This window comes from Bacillus sp. FSL R5-0560 (assembly GCF_037966305.1).
In the GTDB taxonomy this organism is placed as follows: Bacteria; Bacillota; Bacilli; order Bacillales; family Bacillaceae; genus Bacillus; species Bacillus mojavensis.
Map to the genome: position 1 here is coordinate 3,973,449 of NZ_CP150195.1, position 21,932 is coordinate 3,995,380.

Consider the following 21,932-nt stretch of genomic DNA (forward strand, 5'->3'; position numbering starts at 1 on the left):
ACTTTACAACGATCTGTTTCAAAAATAAAGCCCAAAATACCTAAAAAGTCCTGCGCTATGTGACGGATTATTGTCTATTTTGTTGCTGATTGATGGCGGTCGCTAGGATAAATGACCCTTTATTATCGTACATCAACACTTCGCTCCTTGCGAATAAAATGCTTGACCGGCATCAGCACTGGGTTCTCGGCACTCCGGCACATCCGGAATTTAGTCAGAACGTCTCTTTTCATCTGAATCCTAAAAAAGAAAAGTTTGAATAGTAAATTTTTAATATATTAATAATTTCAATTTTTTAGTATACTTAACATAGTGAACAATTTCACTGGCAACAAGATTAGGGGGAGGTTTTTTAATGGGAGAGCTTCAAACTCAATTGCAAATGCAAACGGATACAATTCACGAAGGGGTTCGAAAAGAGAATTGGTTTGCGAAGGCTATGAATATAAAAGTAGGCATTATACCGCTTCCTGTTTATGCCCTGCTGTTTATATTAATTACTATTTTTGTATTGCATCACGATGTAAAAAGCGACATCTTGACATCCATTGCCGTCATGGCGTTTTTCGGATTTACCTTTGCCCAAATCGGAAAATCGATACCGATTGTGCGCTCTATCGGCGGTCCGGCCATCCTTGCTACTTTTATTCCATCTGCTGTCGTCTACTATCACCTGCTGCCAAATGATATTGTCAAATCCACCACAGAATTTACAGAAAACTCAAACTTTCTTTATTTGTTTATTGCCGGAATTGTTGTCGGAAGCATCCTCGGCATGAAAAGAGAAACACTTGTAAAAGCATTTATGAAAATTTTTATACCGCTTATCGCCGGTTCTGTCGCGGCCGCCATTGTGGGACTGGCTGTCGGTACATTGCTCGGCCTCGGATTTCAGCACACCCTTCTGTACGTCGTGATTCCTATTATGGCTGGCGGCGTCGGAGAAGGCGCCATCCCTCTGTCCATCGGTTATTCCGATATCATGCCGATGTCTCAAGGGGAAGCGTTTGCACTTGTTCTTCCATCGATCATGCTCGGCAGTCTATGTGCAATCATTTTAGCGGGCCTGCTCAACAGAATCGGCAAGAAAAAACCGGAATGGACCGGCAACGGTAAAGTTGACCGTTCAGAAGATTCACCTGCGCTGGAGGAATCGCAAAACGGCCAGCACATGTTCAACCTTTCTCTGTTTGCGTCCGGGGGAATTCTTGCCGTCTCCTTGTATTTGGTCGGTATGCTCGCCCACGACTTTTTCGGTTTTCCTGCTCCTGTTGCCATGCTGCTGTTAGCTGTTTTGATCAAGCTGTTCAGACTGGTCCCTGCCTCAATTGAAAACGGCGCGTTTGGCGTGTCCCGCTTCTTTTCAACGGCAGTCACCTATCCGCTGCTCTTTGCAATCGGCGTGTCCATGACGCCATGGGACAAGCTTGTGGCCGCCTTTAATCTCAGTAATATTATTACGATTCTGTCTGTCGTTGTGACAATGATGACGGTCGGCTTTTTCACGGGAAAATGGCTGAACATGTACCCGATCGAAACAGCTATTATTAATGCGTGCCATTCAGGGCAAGGAGGCACCGGTGACGTCGCGATATTAAGCGCCGCAGAAAGGCTTGAGCTGATGCCTTTTGCCCAGGTGTCCACTAGAATTGGAGGGGCCATCACAGTGTCCCTCACGTTATTGCTGTTACACCAGTTTTATTGATAGGCTGAAAGCAAGTTCTTCGTATGACGAAAGAGCTTGCTTTTTTGCATTTCCGTGTTTTTACAAATTCCCGCCGCATGCTATAGTAGTAGTTGGAAAGATTATGATAGAAAGGACTCTAGCATGCCTATGGGAACCAGTCTTTTTTTCTTTATCATTCTCGGGCTGGGCATTCAGCTGATATCAGCCCTTGCAGCAAAGCTTCTTCCGGCATTAGAACTCTGGATTGATATTGTTCTTTGGGTCGGTGCTGCTAGCTTTATCTTCTCTCAACAGTCTTTCATAGACGGCATCGTCTCTCTGGCATTGATGTTCACCAGCTACTGGACCGCATTGGATCTGACTGTCCCCAGCCGTGTTGAAAAGCCATCAGGCGATTGGCAGGAAATTGAGCTTGCAAGAGACCACACACGACTCCTCTCGGACATTGCCCTGACTGTCATTGTGTTTGCGGGCGCTATTGTTTTCTTCATTTACGGGCCTGACACCAGCGTTCTAAAATATGTGATCCTGTTCGGTTTCATCTCGGGCGGCGCGGCACTGGTAAAACGCATATTAAATTTTCTAAGTGTAAAAGTCTTTTATTCTTCATCTTTAGAAACATGGCATATCAGCTCACGATATGAAACCCGCACCTACCCGCTTTCAGACCTGAAAGACATCCGGCTTGAATCGACGGCAGATCTATTAAAGCTTCACCCGCTTTTGACAATGTATTCATCCCGGCTCGATATGACGACAAGCTTTCAGCAAGTCATAAGGCTCTCTCTTCCCGGCGAAACACTATATCTGACCGTGAAGGAACCAGAAAAATGGAAAGCGATCCTCGGGGAATTTCTAGATACAGAAAACAAAGAGGAAACGGTTATTGCTGTCCTGCCGCTTTATCATCGGAAAAATGTGAAACGGCTTTTAGGTAAACTTTATTTTGCCGCAAGCGTAAAAGGGATATCTGCTTACGCCATATTGGTGCTCGCTTTATATGCCTTACACGCTTCACCTTGGGTCATGGCTGGTGCCGTGATGTTGTACTGGGCTTTGAATATGTATCTATCTGACCGGGTGCTGCGGACAGCAATGGATGCCAGGCCTTGTCTGAATTCAGACGTTCAGGCAGCGGCAGATAAGATGTTTAGAAAAGCAGGCATTTCGCATGTGGATATATATGAAACGGATAGTGATGAATATAACGGCATGGCAGTCGGAATGAATGTAGGAAGATCAATGGTGATTCTGACAAGCGCTACATTAACCCTTCCGCCTCATGTCATTGAGGGTATTCTTGCCCATGAAGCTGTTCATATTAAAAAACGTGATGTGCTGTCCATGCAACTGTTGCGCTTTCTTTATCTTGGGGCAGTCATCGGGATCATTCTTTTACTTGAGCATTACATCGCCCATCCCGGCGCTTACAAAATCGCACTTTGGGCGCTAATCATGGGAATCATCATTCTATTTCAGCTTTATCAGTCATTTTGTTCCCAATGGATGGAGGTGCGCGCCGATCACCTTGGCGCTTCACTGCTGGAGGGCGGATACAGGCAGATGGCTGAATCCTTAAAGATCCTGGCGGTTCGTCAGGATGAAGCTCTGCAAAAACAAAACACCTACAGCTCTGATATAGATGAAGACGAAGTTAAGGTGAACTCTCTCATCCGGGATAACAGCTGGCTTTTCAGAATCATAGACTTTCAGTTTTCTCCTCATCCGCCTATGTATTGGCGTGTCAGCGCATTGCTTTCGAACAAAGGAAACGGCATGGTCAAGCGCTGGCTGAGAGATCGGCTGAAAGAATCTGTCTCCCTCAAGTGAAACTTTTCAGATTTTAAAACGTATGAAAAATCATTGTTTAAGGGGGGAGCCATATGATTGTGATTCTTATCGCTTTGATCTTCGGAATGATCGTCATTTATCAATCGGCTCGATCATCTGATTCAGAAACCAAAGGACGCCAGCGGGCGGACAGCGGTTTTTTCGGATTTTCCGATGGTGATTCCCGCCATGATGGATGTGGCAGTGACGGAGGTTTCGGGGATTCCGGCTGTGACGGCGGAGGGGGCGGCGGCGATTAATCGCCGCCATTTTTATTTCATCGACTCAATGTACGCCCCAAAGGACGCCCCTGACATTCCCGGGGATACACGTACGCGATGGAGGGCGTACATCCCCTGATCTCTGGAGGCTGCACCAGGTTCAGTCGTCACTCCCATTTGATAACCGGTTTCTTCAGCGGCCTTCAGCGTATCTTCGTTGTAGCGCCCAACCGGATAGCTGATGATGGCCGTTTGCTGATTGAACATCCTATCAAACAGTTTTTTTGAATCTGCCATTTCGCTATATTGCTGTTCTGGTGTTAAACCGTTCAGCTCAAGGTGGTCAATCGTATGGCTTTCAATCGATATGCCATGCTGCGCCATTTCTTTCATTTGATCCTCTGTCAGATGATGTTTATGTCCAATTGATTTGCCGATCATAAAAATCGTCGCCTTCATGCCGTACTTCTTTAATACCGGATACGCGTCTTTGTAATTATCGGTGTATCCGTCATCAAACGTGATCAGCACACATTTCTCACTCGGCTTCTTGTCCTGAGTCAGCATGAGATACGCCTCTTTTGGGGTTAATGTCTGATAGCCGTTATCGTGCAGCCATTTCATATGTGCCTCAAATTCTTTCTTTGGCACACGGAGGCTGTTGCCCGAAGAGATGCTGTGGTACATCAAAATCGGCAGCTTTGCCGGTTTCTCTGTTTTGATCCATGCGGATGTATCATCTTCTTTTTTCTGCACATGTACTGTCTTTTCTTCCGGTTTCTTTTGTTCCGCTTTTGGCATCTGCTGCTCTGCGTTTGCTTCTTTTTCAGCGCAAGCGGCAAGAGACAAACAGCTGCCCAAAAGAAAGATGCTTAAGATAAATCGTTTCATCGTTTTCCTGCTTTCTGTCTATTTCTTCCTCCTTTTCATCGGTTGATTTGCGGGATTTTCAAGTGAAAAAACCAGACATGTAGCCATGTCCGGTGCAGATTAGGAAAACTGATTCAAAATCAAAGACGTTAAAAGACCAAGAGCAGCAATTAACCCTGTCATCGGACCGCTGTCTTCATATGCCTCGGGCATCATCGTGGATGCAATCATTGCGATGATTCCTCCGCCCGCAAAAGCGGCGATTGCCGACATCATCTCCTCAGGAGCATCATCGAGGAAGTAATATCCTGACCATGAGGCAAAAATAGAAATCATCAGTACCGCCGCCCAAAGCAGCAAGATTTTCGCCTTTGAATATCCGCTGTTCTTCATGCCGGCCGTGCTGGACAGCCCTTCAGGTATATTGCTGATAAAAATCGCGACCACCAAAAGGAAACTGACGGATTGTTCCTCAAGAAGACTGGCTCCAATCATAATAGACTCGGGGACAGCATCCATGATGGTGCCGATAAAAATCGCGATCCCCCCGCCGCCTGCAGCTGCTTGTCTCGATCTTTTTCTTTGTGACGCGCCTCTTTTTGAAACCGCGTAGTCAAAAAGGGTAAACACGACAGCTCCTGCTATAAATCCGGCGCCTGTCGAGACCATTCCGCCATCCTTCACCGCGTCCTCAAGAAGTTCATAGGCGGCAGCGCCGATTAATACCCCTGTGCCAAAAGCCATGATATAACCGATGATACGCTTGCGAATCGGAAGAAACATCGACGCCAGCGCGCCCAGCAAAACAGCAGAGCCGGAAATCCCGCCCCACATCGCTGCATTCCACATCTCGATCTCTCCTTTCTACAAACCACTACCCGCCGCAGTTTTTGCTGTAAACCTTGAGATAGAGAGGGAATGCAAAAAACCGGACATCGCACCATGTCCGGTTCTCCAGCTTAACGGATTCTGATTTCAGTTTCACTGTCAAAGAAATGGCCTTTATTCATATCAAACGCAACTGTCAGCTCATCACCTGACTGAATATCGAGACGGGCGTCGATCCTCGCAATAAAATCCTGGTTATCGATTTGCGAATAAATCATGATCTCAGACCCCAGCAGCTCCGCAACATTGATTTTCGCTTTAATTGAAGAGCTCTTATACGATTCCACGACAATCAATTCATCATGAATATCCTCAGGGCGGATGCCGAAAATGACTTCTTTGCCAATGTAGCCTTTTTCACGAAGCACCTTCATTTTCCCCTCCGGCACGCTCAACACCGAAGAACCGATTTTGATTGTGCCGTCAGACAGCTTCCCTTTGAAAAAGTTCATCGCTGGTGACCCGATAAAACCGCCAACGAATACATTTTCAGGGAATTCGTATACATCCTTCGGCGTCCCGATCTGCTGAATTTTGCCGTCCTTCATGACCACAATTCGAGTCGCCATCGTCAATGCTTCTGTCTGATCATGCGTGACGTAAATCGTGGTGGTTTGCAGTCTCTGGTGGAGTTTAATGATTTCGGCTCTCATTTGCACCCGAAGCTTTGCATCCAGATTCGACAAAGGCTCATCCATCAGGAATACCTTTGCATCCCGCACGATCGCCCTTCCCAGCGCAACCCGCTGTCTCTGCCCGCCTGAGAGCGCTTTTGGCTTGCGGTGCAAATATTCTTCCAGCCCGAGAATTTTAGCGGCTTCCTCCACTCTTTTTTTAATTTCAGGCTTCGGCATTTTGCGGAGCTTCAGCCCGAAGGCGATATTATCGTATACCGTCATATGCGGATAGAGCGCGTAGTTTTGGAACACCATCGCGATATCCCTGTCCTTTGGCGCCACATCATTTACCCGTTTTCCTTCAATATAAAAATCACCTTTCGAAATTTCCTCAAGTCCTGCGACCATCCGCAGTGTTGTTGATTTACCGCAGCCGGACGGGCCGACAAATACGATAAATTCCTTATCCGCTATGTGAAGATTAAAGTCGTCTACCGCCGCTTCCTTCTGATCATAAAATTTATAAATGTGCTCCATCCGCAATTCAGCCATCTAACATCCCCCTTTAGTATTGTAAACGCTTTCTTAAATCAAGTGTATCAGCATTTATCCAACACTGAAATGGGCAGCATTCATAAAATCACACGGCCGTTTTCGTGCATATTTCCAGTTTATTCTGAACCTTCACTTTGCAGGCAGATAAAATACGCAAGCAGAGCGCCTGTATACGTTTTAATGTCTATTCCTGACCGCTCGATAAATTTATCAATTCGGTACTGCAGGCTGTTGCGGTGCAGATGCAGTTTTTTCGCTGTTAATGTCACGTTTGAGTTGTTTTCAATAAACAGCTTGATCGTTTTTCTCAGCTCAGGTTCATTTACAAATAATAGCTCGGCTTCTTCACAAAGCAGTGATTTCAGCCGTCCCTTTTCTTCTTCCAATAATAAAAAAGGGAACATGATATCAAACGTGACACTCTGAACCTGCGGCAGCCGCTTTTCAGCAAATAGAAAATACGTTTGTTCACGGGCATAATGTTTTCGTAAGCGCTCATCTGTTTCATAAAACCTTCCGGCGTAAAAACGGACACTGAAGTAGAAATCACTTTCAAGAACCCTGGCGAGCGACTCCAGTTCGTCTTTCCCCGCTGCCGCTTCACTTTCCTGCTCGACAATCACGCCTCTGTCCTCATGCATCCAAACGATCACAAAAGACACCGGCCAAAAATGGCGCATCGCTTCCGCAAATGATGCCCGTTCTGTTTTGCCAATCAAATGAAAATGAATGAACCTTGTCCTCTTAGTGATATTCGGGGGCACTTCTCCTTTCGAGAATAGAAACGCAAACCACTTGTTTTCTTCTGGCGATTTGAACGACATGTGATCTGCCTCTTCCGCTAGCGTTAAAAATGACTGGAGCAGCAACGTCTCCTTTTGGCTGATCTCCGTTTTTGGGATCGAGATATATTTCTGACTGTTTTCATCAAAAAAACATAGACAGTCTTCCATTGTACAAAGCTTGTCAGACACAATCGAACCGGGATAAATAGCCAGCAGCGACTTCATATGGTCTCCTCTCCTATGTAAGGATATGTATTTTCAGTATAAGGCGAAATACACATGTTCTCCAGCTTCTTTTTCACATAAGACGGCCCTCTTTCGTTTACAGCCTTGCTTCAACGGCAATAGAGGATATGCATGAACTGAGACGAATGCAGAAACAATACCGCACATATCCGTTCTAAACAAATAAATCCCTCTGCAGATGCGCAGAGGGACCCCCTTATTTTGAAATATCCACAAACCCTTCACCAAACACATCGCGCACGTCATGGACAATCACAAACGCTTTTTTATCACAGCTTCTGATGATTTTCTTCAGCATAGAAAGCTCCTGTTTGTTAATGACGATGTACAAAATCTCTTTTGACTGGCCGGTATAGTTTCCCTTACCTGATAAAATGGTGACGCCCCGGTCCATCAGCGTATTGACCTGCTCGGCAATTTCACCTTTATTTTCCGAAATGACAGTAATTGCTTTTTTTGTATTCAGTCCTTCAATAATAAAGTCCATCACTTTCGTTCCGATATACAGCATCACAATCGTAAACATCATGTTTTCCACACCAATAATAAAATAAGAGCTGAAGACGACAATTAAATCAAAAAAGAGCAGCGCGTAACTGATATTCCAATCTAAATATTTATTGGCGATTCTGGCCAGAATGGCGGAACCGGCTGTTGTGCCGCCGACCCGAATGATCATGCCGATCCCGACACCCGCAAACACGCCTGCGAAAATCGTGTTAATGATCAGCTCATCAGACGGTGTGCTCCACCCGTGTGTCAAATGCAGAAAAAGCGAGTTTGCTGCCACGGCGATAATCGTATAAACCGTAGTTTTCCCGTCGAGAAATTTATATCCGATCAATAGCAGAAAAGCGTTTAATATAAAGTTTGTCACCCCGGGAGACCATTGAAACACATAGTACAAAATCAGCGTAATCCCCGTAACGCCGCCTTCCCCAAGGTCATTGGGAATCGCGAATAAATTCACAGCAAGCGCGAAGAAAAAAGCGCCAATCACAAGCATCAGCACATCAAGCATTTTCTTTTTCATCACAAACTCCTCCTTCAGATCGTATCAACAAAAAAACCCAGGAGTACGCTCTCGCAAAAGAGCAGAAACTCCTGGGCTTTTATCCCACCGTGTCATAACAGCCAGGCTGTTATGTGTTTTCTCTCGGTCACAGGCCAATATGCATTGCGGAACCCTAGAAAACCAATGTTTTAGCATATCCTTTTCACTTTCCAATATTAGCATTATAAGGGACTGAGCAAATTGGTTCAAGGGGTATTTGCGGAGATTTAGTTACAAGTGAAAATTCAAGAAAATACAAATTAGCTATTAACATATGTGCGATATAGACGATAAGAAAATAAGCATGTATTTTCACAAGAAAATATAACTATGAATGCTAAATAATATAATAAATTCATAATTTTGTATTGACTAAGTGAAATAATATAGGCATTATAGTACATATGTTTTGTGTATTTAATGACATAGGAGGAAATATAATGGCAGGAAAACTAGTCCCTTGTAAAGCTTGCGGTCAAGAAATTGCAAAAGGTGTAAAAAAATGTCCTAACTGTGGTAAGGATCAGCGTAACTTTTTTATGAGACATAAAATTATTACGTTTATTCTCGCAGTTGTTGTCATCATTATTATTGCTAACATTGGCGGCGGAGGCGGTTCAGAAGCCACTTCCAAAACATCAAGCAGCAGCAAAGCAGAAACTGAAAAAACATACAATATCGGTGATACTGTTAAGACTGAGAAAACTGAAGTGACAGTTACGAAGGTAGAAAAACGAGATTCAGTTGGTAACGAGTTCCTAAACAAAAAGGCGTCTGACGGCGGTATTTTAGTTGCTGTACAATACACAGTAAAAAACGTGTCTAAAAAGCCTATAAGCTCTTTTTCAATTCCTACTGTTAAACTTGTAGATTCCACTGATACATCATATGATGCTGACATAGATGCATCTTCTAACTATGCGGCAGAAACAAAAATCGATGATTCAAAAATTTTAAGTGATCTAAATCCAAATATTAAAGTAACCAATGTTGAAGTATTCGAAGTGGACAAGGATGCTTACTCTAAAGGAACTTGGAAACTTAAATTCAGTAATGATGTTATTGTAAAAATCAAATAGTAGCTGAAAAGGGTGCCTGCGAAGGCACCCTTTTTTAGGAAAAAGGCCTTCTCTGTTGAGAAGGCCTCCATTCTTATTCCTGATTCTTATACCCATTCACATTAGAAGACTGCCATCTCCAAGAATCGGCACACATTTCCTCAAGGCCTCGTTTTGCTTCCCAGCCCAGTTCTTGCTTGGCTTTTGCAGGATCTGCGAAGCAGGTGGCGATGTCTCCAGGACGGCGGTCCGCAAAACGGTATGGAACCTCTTTCCCTGACACTTTTTCAAAGGCTTTGACCATTTCAAGCACACTGTAGCCTGTGCCTGTTCCGAGGTTGTATGCATCTGCTCCAGTGGAGTTCAATACTTTTTCAAGCGCTTTGACGTGGCCTTCTGCGAGATCGACGACGTGAATATAATCGCGCACGCCTGTCCCGTCTTTTGTCGGATAGTCATTGCCGAATACGCTTAATTGCTCCAGCTTGCCGACGGCTACCTGCGCCACATATGGCATGAGGTTATTTGGGATGCCATTCGGATCTTCACCGATTCGTCCGCTTGGATGTGCGCCGAACGGATTAAAGTAGCGGAGCAGGGCAACACTCCACTCGTTGTCGGCCGTATGCAAGTCACGCAATATTTGTTCAAGCATGAGCTTCGTCTGTCCATAAGGATTTGTCGCGCCTAATGGAAAGTCCTCCGTAATCGGTGATGTTTCCGGAACGCCGTATACTGTTGCAGATGAACTGAACACGATTTTCTTGACGCCGTATTTCTCCATGACCTCACATAATATAAACGTTCCCGTGAGGTTGTTATGGTAATATTTGAGCGGAATCGCAACAGATTCACCGACTGCTTTTAATCCCGCAAAATGAATCACAGCTTCAATTTCATTTTCAGCAAAAACCGAATCTACCGCTTCCCGATCCAATAGATCCGCTTCATAGAACGTTAACTCTTTTCCCGTAATCTCCTTGACGCGATTCAGCGCCTCAGCTGAGCTGTTGGACAGATTATCAAGTACGACAATCTCATAGCCGCTGTTCAATAACTCCACACATGTGTGACTTCCGATATATCCGGCGCCGCCTGTAACAAGTATTGCCATGATGTAAACCCTCCTAAAAAATGACCTGCTATTATTATATAGTGTTTAGAACTGGTCTACATCCATTTTCATGAAGTTTAATCGTTTATTAATCGTTTCTTCATATTTTCTGCCCTAAACCCTTGCCAGCAATTCAATAGAGGCTTCAGCGAGAATGCGTTCTTTCATTTCTTGATAGAGCTGATTCATATAAAAGCCCTGCTGAAGATTCAGTTCAGCATCCAAAGCATAGACCGTCAGCGTATATGTATGATCCTCGTCAGGCGGCGTCGGCCCGCAATACTGGTGAATCACCTTTGGATTGATGCTTCCCGCAAGCGCTGAAGCAAAGCTGTTTTGCCCCTGTATCATCAAGTCCTGTCTTTCCTCACTTGCATGTTCAGGAAGCTCTCCGATGTGCGCCGGGATGTTCGCCGCTATCCAGTGAATCCAGCTGAATCCGCATACGGGAATGGCGTCATGGTCGATGAAAGTCAGTGCGAGCGTCTTTGCACCGAGCGGGACTTCCTCAAAGCGAATCGGAAAGGATACAAATGGATTCCCGTCTCTCTTATATTTTTCATCTGCATATTTTGAGTATTTGTCATGTAAATATGGATTTGCTTCTACGTATATGTTCATGTGATTCCCTCTCTCCATTTTTTCGTTCTATAGGTATACTAAACGAATGGAAGTATAATCAGTGATAAGCAAATACGCATTTTCAATTAACAATTTGTTATCAATTAGCAGTGAAGGAGGTATTTCATGGATTTAAAATGGCTGCAAACCTTTATTTCCGCAGCGGAATCAGAAAACTTCAGGGAAACGGCTGAGCGTCTTTATCTCACACAGCCGGCTGTTTCTCAACATATGAGGAAATTGGAAGATGAACTGGACATGCAGCTGTTTTTGCATAGCGGAAGAAGGGTTGTCCTGACTGACGAAGGTAGGCTGTTTTTGCCTTATGCCAAAGAAATAATCAATGCATACCAAGCCGGAAAGCACAAAGTCAGCCAATGGAAGCAGGGGTACAGCCGGGCACTTACGCTGGCCGTACACCCCTACATCGCGTCCTATATATTGCCTCGTTTTCTGCCCGCCTATATCCAAAAACATCCGCATGTCGAGCTTTCAACTCATGTAGCTGAATCTGACGATATCAAACTAGCGGTAGAACACAATGAAGCTGATATTGGTTTGTCTCGAAAAGACCCGAACTCCGGCACTCTTTATTATCAGCACATATGCGAAGGCACGCTGTGTCTGGCTGTTCCTTTTCAAAAAAGCAGGCCTGCGGATGCTGCATCTGTCTTTAGCCGCTATCGGTTGCTAACACATGATCATCCGTCATATGGGGATGCCTTTTTGGACCGCATCCGTTCACATTACCCGCATATTCAAACGATGGCTGTCGGGCAGACTGATACGGCTGTTCAAATGATAAAAGCGGGAATGGGTGCCTCTTTCCTCCCCACCTACATCATCAAACAGGAAGAGGACGAAAAAAAGCTGATGGCTGTAATTACGCCGCCGCATCTTGAATTGCCGGCGTCCCAGACATTTATGATGTGGAAAAGAAATAGCGAGGACATTCAGCATTTTCACGCCATGCTGCAGGACTTCATGCAGTCCGAACAGGTCTAAAATCAATCTGCCGGTTGACGTTTTCTTTTATTTTATCGATGTACCGAGAAAGAACTGTAAAGCCCGGGAAACTGCCCGCTGCTGCTGTTAAGTCCAAATGCCGTCCTGCTCAGGCATCGAAGCGGCCAAGGACATCATGTCCGCCCTCCCGGATACAAAAATCGTCATTTTAACGACCTTTGACACTGAAGAATACGTATTTGAAGGCATCCGCGCCGGCGCTGTCGGTTACCTGCTGAAGGACACGCTTCCTGAAGAACTGATAGACGCCATTCGGGCTGCCTTCAGAGGCAAAGCGATTTTCCGCACAGTCACAGCCGCTAAAATCATCACTGAGACATTCCGCGCAAAGCAACAGCCTCATGCTGAAGAGCTGGCAGAGCCATTTACCAAAAGAGAGCTTGAGGTTCTTCAGCAAATGGCCTATGGCTTGAGAAATGAGGATATTGCCGACAAGCTTTTTATCAGCGAAAGCACCGTCAAAACCCACGTGCATCGAATTCTGCAAAAATGCAATGCCCAAGACCGGACACAGGCAGTCGTTTTTGCCATTCGAAACGGCATTGTGAAATAGAAATCTCTCATCACAGCATGATAGAATAAGACAAAGGAGATGATTGGAAATGAAAGAAGACATCATTGAACGGTTTACTACATACGTAAAGGTCGACACGCAGTCAGATGAATCAGTCGACACCTGCCCATCCACACCCGGCCAATTGACGTTAGGAAACATGCTTGTTGAGGAATTAAAGTCAATCGGCATAGAAGACGCAGCCATTGATGAAAACGGCTATGTCATGGCGACTCTTCCTTCCAATACTGACAAAGATGTGCCGACAATCGGCTTTCTCGCCCACGTCGATACCGCCACAGATTTTACCGGCAAAAATGTCAATCCGCAAATCGTTGAAAGCTACGATGGAAAAGACATCACGCTCAATGAAAAGCTTCAGGTCATCCTATCGCCTGATCAATTCCCTGAGCTGTCGGGCTACAAAGGACACACTCTGATCACCACAGACGGCACAACCCTTCTTGGCGCTGACAATAAGGCTGGCATCGCTGAAATCATGACTGCCATGGATTATCTCATCAAACACCCTGAAATCAAGCATGGCACCATTAGAGTTGCATTTACACCTGATGAAGAAATCGGCAGGGGCCCGCACAAATTTGATGTTGAGCGATTCAATGCCTCCTTTGCCTATACCGTTGATGGCGGTCCGCTCGGTGAGCTTGAATATGAAAGCTTCAATGCTGCCGCGGCGAAAATCACAATTAAAGGCAACAATGTACATCCCGGCACGGCAAAAGGCAAAATGATCAACTCTGCAAAAATCGCAATGAAGCTGAACAGCATGCTGCCGGCAGATGAGGCACCTGAATATACAGAGGGCTACGAAGGCTTCTACCACCTGCTGTCCATTCAGGGAGACGTAGAAGAGACCAGGCTCAACTACATTATCAGAGACTTTGACAAAGACATCTTCCAAAACAGAAAAGAAACCATGCAGCGCATCGTTGAAGAGCTCCAAAACGAATACGGACAAAATCGCATTCAGCTTGATATGAACGATCAATACTACAACATGAGAGAAAAAATTGAGCCTGTCATCGAAATCGTCCACATTGCCAAACAAGCAATGGAAAACCTCGGCATCGAACCGAAAATCTCTCCAATCCGCGGCGGCACGGACGGCTCGCAGCTTTCTTACATGGGACTCCCGACGTCGAACATCTTTACCGGCGGGGAAAACTTCCATGGCAAATTTGAATACATTTCTGCCGACAACATGGTCAAAGCCGTAAATGTTATCGTTGAAATTGCAAAGCTGTTTGAAGAACAGGCGTAAGCTGAAAAACCAGTCCGAAAAAGGACTGGTTTTTTGCGTGAAAATGAAACATTTTAAAAGCTCTGTCCGTAAAACAACTATCGACGGATGAGGAGGAAATGCAAAGATGAAGAATACAATTGCCGCAAAAAGCCTGTTCAAAAAATGGATGATTTCGCGCCCGCTCAAAATGCAAACAAAACGATCAAACCCATTTAAAAAAATTAGAAGAATGTTCAAACGCTTTTTCTGACCCTTCCCCGGACTCCCCTCAAATCAGGCATCCATTCCAAATTCCCGCCCAAATGCTCCGTAATTTGGGTTTTTTGTGTTCAATTCCTCAAAATAGGGTATATATCAAACAAAGAAGAACACATTATCCATATATAGTTAATTTGAATTACAGAAATTTAGGTTAAAAGTTATATAAAGGAATTCATTTTAACGTCGATAGTAACTATAGAACCAATCAAAAGAAAAAACACCAGCTTAATGCAAGACTATTTTCAGGTCATCGACGAAAAGGAATTTTGAGGAACACGCATTCATTTTTATTAGATTTGGAATTTTTTGAATACTTTTAGACGTTTTATCCGTACAATAGAGAATACCAAAACTTTTTTTGGGAGGTATGTAAAATGATCTTATTTATTATCATCGCATTATGTGGCTATCTTCTCTTTTCGTTCAGCAAAGACAATAGACGAAAACCGCAAAAGACAAGCCCTCTGCCTGCACCCGTTCCTCATCATAACAACCTAATCGACCTTGACGCCATCCGCCAAAAACGCCGGATGCACCTTTCCTAAGACATACCTTATAAATGAAAAGGCTGCAGATATGCAGCCTTTTCGTTATTCCTGAAACTAGACTTCAGTAATGATCGAATGATTGATGGAAGGACAAATTTTAGCTGACGGACGGCCAGAATGGGCGAATGTCTGTCAGCTAAAAGCGGCTCAGCTGGGGTGATACGTATCGCCTGCAGATTGCACATGGGGAAGATGTGCTGATTTGCACAGCCATCGCGATTGTGCTGGATATGGTATGGGTTGACGATGAAGATAAGCCAAACTTCTAAAAAACTGTTGACAATTCATGCAAAAATAATAATATTAAGATAATTGAAAACTCAATATGAAGATTTACCTTATCAAGAGAGGTGGAGGGACTGGCCCTATGATACCCGGCAACCGCTGTTTTACACAGAATGGTGCTAAATCCTTAAGAACATCGCGTTCTTGCAGATGAGGCAGAGATTTGATCGTTCAAGCTCTTCCTTACACAAAGGAAGAGCTTTTTTCATGCAGCAAACATTTCAGAAAAGAGGCGAATGATATGGCTCAACAAGTAAACCTTGCAGCACAGAAATCAGATAAACAGAAGAAAGCTCCTTTCCGCGCTGATCATGTCGGCAGTTTATTACGATCCGCACCAGTAAAAGAGGCGCGGCAAAATCAAACGGCCGGCGAGATCACGGCAGAACAGCTTCGCGATATTGAAAATAAAGAAATCACCCGCATTGTCGAAAAGCAAAAGGAAATCGGCCTAAACGTCGTAACCGACGGAGAGTTCCGCCGTTCTTGGTGGCATTACGATTTTCTTGAAGGGCTTGATGGTGTAGAGCCCTTCATTCCGGCCGAAGGGATTCAATTCCATCATGCGAAAACAAAAGCCCGCAGCATTAAAGTCACAGGAAAACTGGATTTCACAAGCCATCCGGCGCTTGCCGATTATCAATTTTTACACAGCATTGCCGGAGATGCGACAGCAAAATTGACGATTCCAAGTCCGAATATGCTGTTTTTCGGTGAAAAAGCTGATCAAGGCGTATATCCCGATCAGGAGGAATATTTTCATGACCTGGCCCAGACGTACAAAAAAGCGATTACCGCTTTCTATGATGCGGGCTGCCGCTATCTTCAGCTCGATGATACGTCATGGTCTCTCTTCTTTGAAGAAAAAGGCAGAGAGGTTGTCCGTGCCCTCGGCGGTGATCCGGAAACATTGCCTGCGTTGTTTGCCAAAACAATTAACGATGCAGTGGCGGACCGTCCTGATGACCTAACGGTTACGATGCACATCTGCCGCGGCAACTTCCGCTCGACTTGGGCCGCATCAGGAGGCTATGACGCTGTAGCGGAAACGATTCTTGACGGTTTAGACCTTGACGGCTTGTTCCTGGAATACGATGATGACCGTTCCGGAAACTTTGACCCGCTTCGCTTTGTCAAACGCAAGGATCTGCAGATTGTCTTGGGCTTGATTACATCAAAATACGGAGAGCTTGAAGATCCAGAGGATGTCAAACGCCGAATCAATGAAGCTGCGCGCTTTGTCAGCTTAGATCAGCTTTGCTTGAGCCCGCAGTGCGGTTTCGCTTCTACAGAAGAAGGAAACCTTTTGACTGAGGAGCAGCAGTGGGCGAAGCTCCGTCATGTGGTCGACATTGCCAATGATGTGTGGAAATAATCTATCGTTGACAGAAACGAAAAATGTGTGAATAATAGATACTATCAGAAAATTTCATAAAAAGGTTTTCCTTATCAAGAGAGGTGGAGGGACTGGCCCTGCGATACCCGGCAACCGCTGTTTTACACAGAATGGTGCTAAATCCTTTAGAGCAGATTTGTGCTCTTGTAGATAAGGTTGAGATTGTTCACGCAAGCTCTTCCTTATCCAGAGGAAGAGCTTTTTTATATTCGAATGGAAAGAAGGAATGAACAACATGTCACAGCAAACAACACCCGCAGAACAAAAACAATCGCTCCAGAGAAAAAAACCGCCGTTTCGCGCGGATCAAGTCGGAAGCCTGCTGAGATCTGAGCCCGTCAAAAAAGCGCGCCTGCAAAAGGCGGCCGGCGAAATGACTGCCGAACAGCTTCGCCAGATTGAAAACGATGAAATCATCCGCATTGTGGAAAAACAAAAGGAAACCGGCCTGAACGTCGTGACAGACGGAGAATTCCGCAGAGCGTGGTGGCATTTTGATTTCCTGGAAAATCTGGATGGCGTTGAGCCGTTTATACCTGAACAGGGTATCCAGTTCCATAATGTGCAGACAAAAGCACGCGGCATCAAAGTGACGGGCGATATTGATTTCTCAAACCACCCGATGCTCGAAGATTACTCATTTTTACATGGCATCGCTGGTGATGCCACGCCAAAAATGACAATTCCGAGTCCGAATATGCTCTTTTTCCGGGGGAGACTGGAAAAGGATGCCTACAAGAACGATTATGCTCTTTTCCAGCATGATGTATCAAAAGCATATAAGAAAGTGATTCAAGCGTTTTATGACAGAGGCTGCCGCTACCTCCAGCTTGACGATACAGCATGGGCTGTTTTCTTATCTGAAAAAGGCTTAAAACAAGTGGAAGCATTCGGAACAACGCCTGACGAGCTTCGCCAGCTGTTTGCGAAGTCGATCAATGACGCCATTGCTGATCGTCCGGATGATATGACAATCACCATGCATATCTGCCGCGGCAACTTTCAGTCCACATGGACAGCTGAGGGCGGTTATGATGCGGCGGCCGAAACCATTTTTGACGGCTTGAATCTGGACGGGCTTTTCTTAGAGTATGATGATTCACGCTCAGGCGGATTCGAACCGCTCCGTTATGTGAAACGCACTGATCTTCAGCTTGTCCTCGGTTTAGTTACATCTAAATTCGGTGAGCTCGAAGATCCGAACGACGTGAAACGCCGTATTGAAGAGGCGTCACGTTATGTCAGCTTAGACCAGCTATGCCTGAGTCCGCAATGCGGGTTCGCTTCGACTGAGGAAGGCAACAAGCTGACCGAAGAACAGCAATGGGCGAAGCTGCGCCATGTTGTTGAGATCGCTAACGATGTTTGGAAATAAAGAACAGAAAAACACACTTGATTCCTTGGCGGGACAAGTGTGTTTTTTATGCCTGCTCAATTTGATAGGCTTTGCATTTTTCATATAAGCTTGTTTTTCCTATGCCTAATAGCTTTGCTGCCTTTATTTTATTGCCGTCTGCTGCGGCAAGCGCCTCGATGATCGCGTTTTTTTCCGCCTCAGCGATTGTCTCTTTTAATGGCTGTATCGATTGATATTCTCGGACTTTGATTGTTCTTTGGATGGGTTGATCTTCAGGAGTGAGATTCAGGTGTTTCGGTTCGATTCGTTTGCCTTCGAGGACGTTGACAGCCCGTTCTAGGACGTTTTCCAGTTCACGTATGTTGCCCGGCCAAGAATAGCTCTGAAGCACTGCAATCGCTTCTTTAGAAAGCTCCAAGCCATCAAATCCAAATTTCCGTTCAAGTTTTTTTAATAGAAGCCCTGCGATGGGCACAACATCCTCTATGCGCTCTCTTAGGGACGGGATTTGAATTTTGATTACATTCAATCGGTAATAGAGGTCTTGCCGGAAGTCTCCTTCCCGGACCATTTTTTCGAGGTTTCGGTGTGTCGCCGCAATCACTCGTACATCTATCGGGACCGGGCTTCCTGCGCCGACCCGCTCTATCTCTTTCTCCTGCAGGACGCGAAGGATTTTGCTTTGCATATGCAGCGGCATATCACCTACTTCATCAAGGAAAATGGTTCCTTGATGCGCGAGTTCAAATTTTCCTTTTTTCCCGCCTTTTTTCGCCCCCGTAAACGCTCCGTCTTCGTATCCGAACATTTCTGATTCAAACAATTGCTCCGGGATCGAAGCGCAGTTGACGCGCAGAAAGGGAGCATACCGGCGGCGGCTGTTCTGATGGATGGCGTGGGCGAACAGCTCTTTTCCCGTACCTGATTCTCCTAAAAGCAAAACGGCCGATTGGCTGTCAGATACCCGTTCAGCCAGCCGTTTCGCATCCATAAAGAGAGGGCTGTTTCCGATCAAGTCGCCAAAGTGATATTTACTGAAAAGCTCTTTTTCGTATCTATTTTTATAGTAATTGAGTTCATTGAGGATGGGTTTAATTTTTCTTGAATAATCCATCCATTCCTGCGGATTGCGAAACATAACGGTTCCGACCGCTCCGACAAGCTGCTGGTTCACATAGAGCGGATACCGGTTGGCAATCATTTCACTGCCGTTAATTGGATGAATAGCGGCAGCCTCTGTACGCCCCGTCTTCGCCACGATATGCATTCTCGAATTTTCAATCACGTCCTGAACGGGTTTTCCTATCGCTTCGTTCTCTGTTTTTTTCAGAAAGTCACAGTATGCCGGATTGATATAGAGAATGTTCCCCTCATGATCAACCACAACAATACATTCCGCCGCAAGGTTGATGATTTCATCCAGCCATTCATAGGGTAATCTTTTAATAGAATGTTTCATCTCCCTGTCGCTCCCGTCAATGTGTAATCGCTTTCAACCTTATGATAAACGAGAGCCTCCTATGAATACAAGAATCTATTATTGAGCTGTGTAGCCTCCATCCAGCACGACCGCCTGCCCTGTGACGCCTTTCGCCTTTTCACTCACCAAAAATACAGCATAATCAGCAATTTCTTTCACCGATAGAAGACGTTTTTGCGGCACAAGCGGAAAAATCACCTCTTCCAGAACCGATTCATAGGGAACATTTCTTGTTTTAGAAAGATCACTCAGCTGATTGCGGACAAGCTGTGTGTCCACATATCCCGGGCAGAGTGCATTCACCGTAATCCCGTGGGGCGCGCCTTCCAGCGCCCCCACCTTTGTCAGCCCAATGACGCCATGCTTTGCGCTATTATAAGCGGCTTTTCCCGCAAACCCCACCAGTCCGTTCACAGACGCGATATTGATGATCCTGCCGAACTGCTGTTTTTTCATAAGGGGAAAGACATGCTTCATCGCGATGAATGGCGCGGTCAGCATGACGCGAATAAGCTGTTCAAACCGTTCTGTCGGAAACTCTTCAATCGGCGCGACATGCTGCATGCCTGCGTTATTCACCAAAGTATCCAAACGTCCGTATCGGGTCTTGATAGTATGGACGATATCAGCGATTTGCTCTTCCTTTGTTACGTCACATGGAATGCCCGTGATATTAAAGCCTTCCTCGTTCAGCTTGGCGGCGGCCTCCCCGCACGCTTTTTGATTTACATCTGAAATAATGACTTCGGCGCCTTCCCGGGCGAATTCCTTTGCGATTTCAAATCCGATTCCGCCGGCTGCGCCTGTCACAAGAGCGACTTGTGTTTTCATGTCATACACCTTCCTGCTTAAGATTTTTGCCGGATGACTGACTGGCTTACGGCGAAGTCAGCTTCAGTTTTCTCATATACCTCTTCCAGCGTGACGCCGTCCTGGAGCTCAGTCAGTGTCATATGGCCGTTATCAAAATCAAAAACAGCCAGATCAGTGATCAGCCGATGAACGACTTTCTGTCCTGTCAGCGGGAGGGAGCATTGTTTTTTCACCTTCGATTCCCCATGTTTATTGACGTGCTCCATGATGACAACGATTCGCTTAGCCCCGTTGACCAAATCCATAGCGCCGCCCATTCCCTTCACCATTTTCCCCGGGATCATCCAGTTCGCCAAATCCCCTTGCTCAGAAACCTCCATGCCCCCGAGGATAGCCAGGTCGATATGACCGCCTCGTATCATCGCAAAGGATTCTGCGCTGTCAAAATAGGATGCGCCTGTTACGGCGGTGATCGTTTCTTTCCCCGCATTGATCAAATCCGGGTCTTCCGTTCCTTCCAGCGGATACGGGCCTATCCCAAGCAAACCGTTTTCTGATTGAAGCATCACATGAACGCCCTCCGGTATTTCATTTGCGACAAGTGTCGGCATCCCTATCCCAAGATTGACGTTCATACCGTCTTTTATTTCCTTTACAGCACGTTTGACCATTCGTTTTCTGGCTTCCTTCATTGTGCCGCCTCCTTTCCTTCCGCTTGCTGAACAGTTCGTTTTTCAATCCGCTTTTCATATGTGCCGAGCACAACATGCTGTACGTAAATACCAGGCGTATGGATGTGGTCGGGATCGAGCTCTCCCGCCTCAACAATTTCTTCTGCCTCGGCAATTGTGATCTTTCCCGCCATGGCGGCAACCGGATTGAAATTTCTTGCCGTTTTCCGAAAAACTAAATTCCCCATGGTGTCCGCTCTCCATGCTTTTACAATGGCGACATCCCCAGTAATCCCTTTTTCTAACACATAAGTGCGTCCGTCAAAGGTTTTATGCTCTTTCCCGTCAGCGATAGATGTTCCGACGCCTGTGGCTGTGTAAAATCCCGGTATACCCGCTCCTCCGGCTCGGATTCTTTCAGCGAGGGTCCCTTGGGGAACCAATTCCACTTCCAATTCTCCGCTTAAAAATTGCTTTTCAAAAATTTTGTTTTCTCCGACGTAGGAAGCGATCATTTTTTTGATTTGCTTGTTTGCCAGCAGCAGACCGAGCCCCCAATCATCAACTCCGCAATTATTGCTGACGACGGTTAAATCTTTTACCCCTTTATCCCTTATCGCCAGAATGAGCTGCTCGGGAATTCCGCACAGGCCGAATCCGCCCGCGATCAGTGTATCCCCCTCCCGAATGAGTTCCGCGGCTTCCTTACTCGATGACAGCACTTTTCCCATA

20 protein-coding genes, 3 pseudogenes and 3 riboswitches are annotated in these 21,932 nt (G+C 45.6%); of the genes and pseudogenes, 12 read left to right on the forward strand and 11 right to left on the reverse strand.

Annotation, left to right across the window (positions count from 1 at the left end; genetic code table 11):
* Positions 1 to 355 precede the first annotated feature (355 nt).
* From cimH to NST56_RS20760, 3 genes are all read left to right on the forward strand, one after another.
* Positions 356 to 1,705 (forward strand): citrate/malate transporter CimH, encoded by a 1,350-nt coding sequence (gene cimH / locus NST56_RS20750; protein ID WP_010332414.1) that lies wholly within the window; start codon positions 356 to 358, stop codon positions 1,703 to 1,705.
* A 123-nt stretch (positions 1,706 to 1,828) separates the two neighbouring features.
* The gene (locus tag NST56_RS20755) at positions 1,829 to 3,517 is read left to right on the forward strand and encodes a M56 family metallopeptidase (protein ID WP_268447973.1); all 1,689 of its coding nucleotides are present in this window, start codon (positions 1,829 to 1,831) and stop codon (positions 3,515 to 3,517) included.
* Positions 3,518 to 3,573: 56 nt separating this feature from the next.
* Positions 3,574 to 3,777: a hypothetical protein gene (locus tag NST56_RS20760; protein WP_026014625.1), complete on the forward strand. Its 204-nt coding sequence runs from the start codon at positions 3,574 to 3,576 to the stop codon at positions 3,775 to 3,777.
* A gap of 12 nt (positions 3,778 to 3,789) precedes the next feature.
* Here the strand turns inward: NST56_RS20760 and NST56_RS20765 are convergent, their stop codons facing one another.
* The 5 genes from NST56_RS20765 to NST56_RS20785 form a co-directional block, all read right to left on the reverse strand.
* Positions 3,790 to 4,629: a polysaccharide deacetylase family protein gene (locus NST56_RS20765; protein ID WP_010332418.1), complete on the reverse strand. Its 840-nt coding sequence runs from the start codon at positions 4,627 to 4,629 to the stop codon at positions 3,790 to 3,792.
* 99 nt (positions 4,630 to 4,728) lie between these two features.
* Complete coding sequence (locus NST56_RS20770) at positions 4,729 to 5,457, reverse strand: ZIP family metal transporter (RefSeq protein WP_268447970.1); 729 nt, start codon at positions 5,455 to 5,457, stop codon at positions 4,729 to 4,731.
* Positions 5,458 to 5,567: 110 nt separating this feature from the next.
* Entirely contained in the window at positions 5,568 to 6,665 is a 1,098-nt protein-coding gene (msmX, locus tag NST56_RS20775; protein WP_268444785.1) for a maltodextrin ABC transporter ATP-binding protein MsmX, read from the reverse strand.
* A gap of 119 nt (positions 6,666 to 6,784) precedes the next feature.
* Complete coding sequence (locus NST56_RS20780; RefSeq protein WP_339178896.1) at positions 6,785 to 7,678, reverse strand: helix-turn-helix domain-containing protein; 894 nt, start codon at positions 7,676 to 7,678, stop codon at positions 6,785 to 6,787.
* 217 nt (positions 7,679 to 7,895) lie between these two features.
* Complete coding sequence (locus tag NST56_RS20785) at positions 7,896 to 8,732, reverse strand: YitT family protein (RefSeq protein ID WP_168749119.1); 837 nt, start codon at positions 8,730 to 8,732, stop codon at positions 7,896 to 7,898.
* Positions 8,733 to 8,798: 66 nt separating this feature from the next.
* Positions 8,799 to 8,901, reverse strand: a riboswitch (guanidine-I (ykkC/yxkD leader).
* Between the two features lie 391 nt (positions 8,902 to 9,292).
* Here NST56_RS20785 and NST56_RS20790 point away from each other — a divergent pair.
* A complete protein-coding gene (locus tag NST56_RS20790; protein ID WP_168749525.1) occupies positions 9,293 to 9,832 on the forward strand; it encodes a DUF4352 domain-containing protein in 540 nt (179 codons plus the stop codon).
* 73 nt (positions 9,833 to 9,905) lie between these two features.
* Here NST56_RS20790 and galE read toward each other — a convergent pair whose 3' ends face one another.
* Positions 9,906 to 10,925, reverse strand: a complete 1,020-nt coding sequence (gene galE / locus NST56_RS20795; protein WP_010332424.1) for a UDP-glucose 4-epimerase GalE — start codon at positions 10,923 to 10,925, stop codon at positions 9,906 to 9,908.
* A 114-nt stretch (positions 10,926 to 11,039) separates the two neighbouring features.
* Positions 11,040 to 11,546, reverse strand: a complete 507-nt coding sequence (locus NST56_RS20800) for a YbhB/YbcL family Raf kinase inhibitor-like protein (protein ID WP_010332425.1) — start codon at positions 11,544 to 11,546, stop codon at positions 11,040 to 11,042.
* Between the two features lie 126 nt (positions 11,547 to 11,672).
* On the opposite strand from NST56_RS20800, the gene NST56_RS20805 reads away from it, so the two are divergent.
* From NST56_RS20805 to NST56_RS20840, 8 genes and pseudogenes are all read left to right on the forward strand, one after another.
* Positions 11,673 to 12,551 carry a LysR family transcriptional regulator gene (locus NST56_RS20805; protein ID WP_339178901.1) on the forward strand — a complete coding sequence of 293 codons (879 nt, stop codon included), beginning with the start codon at positions 11,673 to 11,675 and terminating at the stop codon, positions 12,549 to 12,551.
* A 91-nt stretch (positions 12,552 to 12,642) separates the two neighbouring features.
* Positions 12,643 to 13,125, forward strand: a pseudogene (locus NST56_RS20810) (response regulator transcription factor); the annotation flags it as partial.
* Between the two features lie 49 nt (positions 13,126 to 13,174).
* On the forward strand, positions 13,175 to 14,407 hold the full coding sequence (gene pepT, locus NST56_RS20815) for a peptidase T (protein WP_339178902.1): 1,233 nt from the start codon (positions 13,175 to 13,177) through the stop codon (positions 14,405 to 14,407).
* 106 nt (positions 14,408 to 14,513) lie between these two features.
* Positions 14,514 to 14,639 carry a hypothetical protein gene (locus NST56_RS20820; RefSeq protein WP_010332428.1) on the forward strand — a complete coding sequence of 42 codons (126 nt, stop codon included), beginning with the start codon at positions 14,514 to 14,516 and terminating at the stop codon, positions 14,637 to 14,639.
* A 277-nt stretch (positions 14,640 to 14,916) separates the two neighbouring features.
* A pseudogene (locus tag NST56_RS20825) lies at positions 14,917 to 15,195 on the forward strand (hypothetical protein).
* Positions 15,196 to 15,275: 80 nt separating this feature from the next.
* Positions 15,276 to 15,467: pseudogene (locus NST56_RS20830) on the forward strand (hypothetical protein); the annotation flags it as partial.
* 66 nt (positions 15,468 to 15,533) lie between these two features.
* Positions 15,534 to 15,640, forward strand: a riboswitch (SAM riboswitch).
* 84 nt (positions 15,641 to 15,724) lie between these two features.
* Positions 15,725 to 16,858 carry a 5-methyltetrahydropteroyltriglutamate--homocysteine S-methyltransferase gene (locus NST56_RS20835; protein ID WP_339178903.1) on the forward strand — a complete coding sequence of 378 codons (1,134 nt, stop codon included), beginning with the start codon at positions 15,725 to 15,727 and terminating at the stop codon, positions 16,856 to 16,858.
* 68 nt (positions 16,859 to 16,926) lie between these two features.
* A riboswitch (SAM riboswitch) is annotated at positions 16,927 to 17,036 on the forward strand.
* 78 nt (positions 17,037 to 17,114) lie between these two features.
* A complete protein-coding gene (locus NST56_RS20840; RefSeq protein ID WP_339178905.1) occupies positions 17,115 to 18,254 on the forward strand; it encodes a 5-methyltetrahydropteroyltriglutamate--homocysteine S-methyltransferase in 1,140 nt (379 codons plus the stop codon).
* Positions 18,255 to 18,300: 46 nt separating this feature from the next.
* On the opposite strand, the gene NST56_RS20845 is transcribed toward NST56_RS20840, so the two are convergent.
* The 4 genes from NST56_RS20845 to NST56_RS20860 form a co-directional block, all read right to left on the reverse strand.
* Complete coding sequence (locus NST56_RS20845) at positions 18,301 to 19,695, reverse strand: sigma 54-interacting transcriptional regulator (protein ID WP_339178907.1); 1,395 nt, start codon at positions 19,693 to 19,695, stop codon at positions 18,301 to 18,303.
* A 78-nt stretch (positions 19,696 to 19,773) separates the two neighbouring features.
* Complete coding sequence (locus NST56_RS20850) at positions 19,774 to 20,547, reverse strand: 3-hydroxybutyrate dehydrogenase (protein ID WP_268504283.1); 774 nt, start codon at positions 20,545 to 20,547, stop codon at positions 19,774 to 19,776.
* Between the two features lie 17 nt (positions 20,548 to 20,564).
* Positions 20,565 to 21,221: a CoA transferase subunit B gene (locus tag NST56_RS20855; protein ID WP_024123370.1), complete on the reverse strand. Its 657-nt coding sequence runs from the start codon at positions 21,219 to 21,221 to the stop codon at positions 20,565 to 20,567.
* Positions 21,218 to 21,931: a CoA transferase subunit A gene (locus NST56_RS20860; protein WP_268444819.1), complete on the reverse strand. Its 714-nt coding sequence runs from the start codon at positions 21,929 to 21,931 to the stop codon at positions 21,218 to 21,220. Before NST56_RS20860 ends, NST56_RS20855 begins: the two co-directional genes overlap by 4 nt.
* Between the last annotated feature and the right edge of the window lies 1 nt (position 21,932).

Coding starts and splice junctions, on each gene's coding strand:
- cimH (WP_010332414.1), top strand. CDS start 356: ATGGGAGAGCTTCAAACTCAATTGCAAATGCAAACGGATACAATTCAC.
- NST56_RS20755 (WP_268447973.1), top strand. CDS start 1,829: ATGCCTATGGGAACCAGTCTTTTTTTCTTTATCATTCTCGGGCTGGGC.
- NST56_RS20765 (WP_010332418.1), bottom strand. CDS start 4,629: ATGAAACGATTTATCTTAAGCATCTTTCTTTTGGGCAGCTGTTTGTCT.
- NST56_RS20770 (WP_268447970.1), bottom strand. CDS start 5,457: ATGTGGAATGCAGCGATGTGGGGCGGGATTTCCGGCTCTGCTGTTTTG.
- msmX (WP_268444785.1), bottom strand. CDS start 6,665: ATGGCTGAATTGCGGATGGAGCACATTTATAAATTTTATGATCAGAAG.
- NST56_RS20780 (WP_339178896.1), bottom strand. CDS start 7,678: ATGAAGTCGCTGCTGGCTATTTATCCCGGTTCGATTGTGTCTGACAAG.
- NST56_RS20785 (WP_168749119.1), bottom strand. CDS start 8,732: ATGAAAAAGAAAATGCTTGATGTGCTGATGCTTGTGATTGGCGCTTTT.
- NST56_RS20790 (WP_168749525.1), top strand. CDS start 9,293: ATGAGACATAAAATTATTACGTTTATTCTCGCAGTTGTTGTCATCATT.
- galE (WP_010332424.1), bottom strand. CDS start 10,925: ATGGCAATACTTGTTACAGGCGGCGCCGGATATATCGGAAGTCACACA.
- NST56_RS20800 (WP_010332425.1), bottom strand. CDS start 11,546: ATGAACATATACGTAGAAGCAAATCCATATTTACATGACAAATACTCA.
- NST56_RS20805 (WP_339178901.1), top strand. CDS start 11,673: ATGGATTTAAAATGGCTGCAAACCTTTATTTCCGCAGCGGAATCAGAA.
- pepT (WP_339178902.1), top strand. CDS start 13,175: ATGAAAGAAGACATCATTGAACGGTTTACTACATACGTAAAGGTCGAC.
- NST56_RS20820 (WP_010332428.1), top strand. CDS start 14,514: ATGAAGAATACAATTGCCGCAAAAAGCCTGTTCAAAAAATGGATGATT.
- NST56_RS20835 (WP_339178903.1), top strand. CDS start 15,725: ATGGCTCAACAAGTAAACCTTGCAGCACAGAAATCAGATAAACAGAAG.
- NST56_RS20840 (WP_339178905.1), top strand. CDS start 17,115: ATGTCACAGCAAACAACACCCGCAGAACAAAAACAATCGCTCCAGAGA.
- NST56_RS20845 (WP_339178907.1), bottom strand. CDS start 19,695: ATGAAACATTCTATTAAAAGATTACCCTATGAATGGCTGGATGAAATC.
- NST56_RS20850 (WP_268504283.1), bottom strand. CDS start 20,547: ATGAAAACACAAGTCGCTCTTGTGACAGGCGCAGCCGGCGGAATCGGA.
- NST56_RS20855 (WP_024123370.1), bottom strand. CDS start 21,221: ATGAAGGAAGCCAGAAAACGAATGGTCAAACGTGCTGTAAAGGAAATA.
- NST56_RS20860 (WP_268444819.1), bottom strand. CDS start 21,931: ATGGGAAAAGTGCTGTCATCGAGTAAGGAAGCCGCGGAACTCATTCGG.